Raw genomic sequence first — 1927 nt, forward strand, 5'->3', positions numbered from 1 at the left:
ACAAGGAATCGCTGTCCGCGGGCATCAACGTCCTGACCGGATACGGGGCCATGGTGATCGTGCGTCCGGGCGATGAGCGCTATCAGACGGAGTTCAAGGTGGAGGGTGGCAAGAGCGTCGTCGAGAACAACGGAAGTTCGATGGTGACGCTCGAGGCCTATCGCGTGTGCAAGGAGAAGGGCGGCGCATGCGGTGAACCGACGGCGTATTACATCCGCCCGGGGAAAACGAAGGAGCTGCCGTGCGAAGCCGGCTCGGGTTGCGAGTTCGAACTGCGTGAAGGCGAAAAGCGAACGAGGATGCATGTCGAGGCCGGGCAAGCCGCGTCAGCGACGTGAAGATGACCTTCCTCCGCTGAAGTATTCCACCGGAAAGTTGGTGGCACGGTTGCAGTGACCTTGGCCCGCCGGCCAACTTGCGAGCGGTTTCTCCGAGCGGTAGGTCAGTTGGTCGGCAACTGTCGCGCGCTCCAAGAGGAGCGTCCCGGCTGGCCTCTATGAGTACTCCTTCGGCGGCAAGGGCGTCGGCACTGACCCTGTCAAGGTTGTGACGAAGGCCCAGGCGAAGAGCGGCAAGCTAGTCGAGCGGGTGATCACGCCCGGGGAGGCGAGCGACAAAATCAAGGCTGCCCGGGTGCCGGGGCAGTACACGGGCACGATACCCCTGATGTTTAAGACTGAAGCCGAGTAAGGAGTAGTCGGTGAGAAAGCTTGCTTTGGCAATTGCTGCGAGCGCATGTGCAATGTCGGCGTATGCGGGAAATCCGGAGGCAGTCGATTTAAAGGTCCAGCTCGCAGGGAAGGTGCCGCCCCAGGGTGTATTTGAAGTAACGCCAATCGGTTGGGCAAGTGGTTACGAGGCCAAGTTTGACAACATTCAGGCTGGGTGGCGTGGCACTGAGAAGACTGAAACAATGACATTAAAGATAAAAAGTAGTTATGGCGCTATTCATGTGAAATTGACATTGACTTCAGGTGGGGAGTCAATGACGACGGGTAACTGGTATCTCCTGGGTGAAGATCGAATCTCGAAGATCGGTGTGCTGCGGCGGGTGTTAACCCCCGAGAAGGGGTTTCTGAAACCGATAGATGAGGAGAAAGTGGAGGTCGCAAGTAAAGACGTTGCGGCAAAAGGCGGTGAAATAGGGTTGGTTCTGGGCGTCTATTCTAACAAGGATATCCCCATGAAAAGAGGTATGACATATACAGGCGTTGTGTCTGCGGTCTTTGAGACGGCCCTCGATGAGTAACGGGCTTGTATTTACTGTTGGCCGGAGTGGCTCCCGACGGTACTTCACGTAGTACCTGCACTGGCACGATGACTGCGAATTTCGATACAGGGTTCCAGGCTTGACGTGATGATTTTGCGCGTGTACGGCGGGCATTCCCGCAAGCGTATGGCGATGACTCGCCTCTTGGAATAGAGGCGAGTGTTTTATTTCGAAAGGCACCGGTTCCATGGTTATGGAGCACCGGTATTGCATTGACTTGAATTGCCAAAATAATTCCCGGATTTCGAGTTCATAAGCCGCGGCCATGTCGATCGCTGCCGCATCGATGCACTCAGCTGCATCTTCGGACGCTATTCGAATGGCTCAGCCATTTCACACGAGCGTTCCTGGACGATTCAAAGTATTTGCCGGGTGAGTGGATCGATCGCTAGTGTTGCGTAGCGTTGATCTTTATGAAGCGCGTGTTCGTTCAGCGCCAATGTCGGGTTGCCGACTAGTCGGGCACGCGCGCGCGTGCCTATAAGCGCATCTTGTCGAGCGATTTAACCGTGTGCCGGCCGAGATCGTGGAAGGCGGCTACCGCCTGCGCTACGCTAACCGGTGTTCGGGTTCATGACCGCCGACTGAAGCGCATCGGAGTCGCGCACGTAGCGAAACGCGCAGAACTACCTTAGCTACGCGCTGCTGTACGGTAGT

At 56.5% G+C, this 1927-nt stretch carries 3 protein-coding genes; all 3 read left to right on the forward strand.

Annotated features, from left to right (window positions below; translation table 11 throughout):
* A partial coding sequence (locus tag JMF90_RS35145) for a hypothetical protein (RefSeq protein ID WP_201326169.1) occupies positions 1–338 on the forward strand: 338 nt, incomplete at its 5' end.
* A 208-nt stretch (positions 339–546) separates the two neighbouring features.
* Entirely contained in the window at positions 547–690 is a 144-nt protein-coding gene (locus tag JMF90_RS35150) for a hypothetical protein (RefSeq protein ID WP_201326170.1), read from the forward strand.
* Positions 691–700: 10 nt separating this feature from the next.
* Positions 701–1249, forward strand: coding sequence for a hypothetical protein (locus JMF90_RS35155; protein WP_201317421.1), 549 nt, complete (start codon positions 701–703; stop codon positions 1247–1249).
* The last annotated feature ends 678 nt before the right edge of the window (positions 1250–1927 follow it).

The organism is Burkholderia sp. E168m23, assembly GCF_016586125.1.
Lineage (GTDB): Bacteria > Pseudomonadota > Gammaproteobacteria > Burkholderiales > Burkholderiaceae > Burkholderia > Burkholderia orbicola.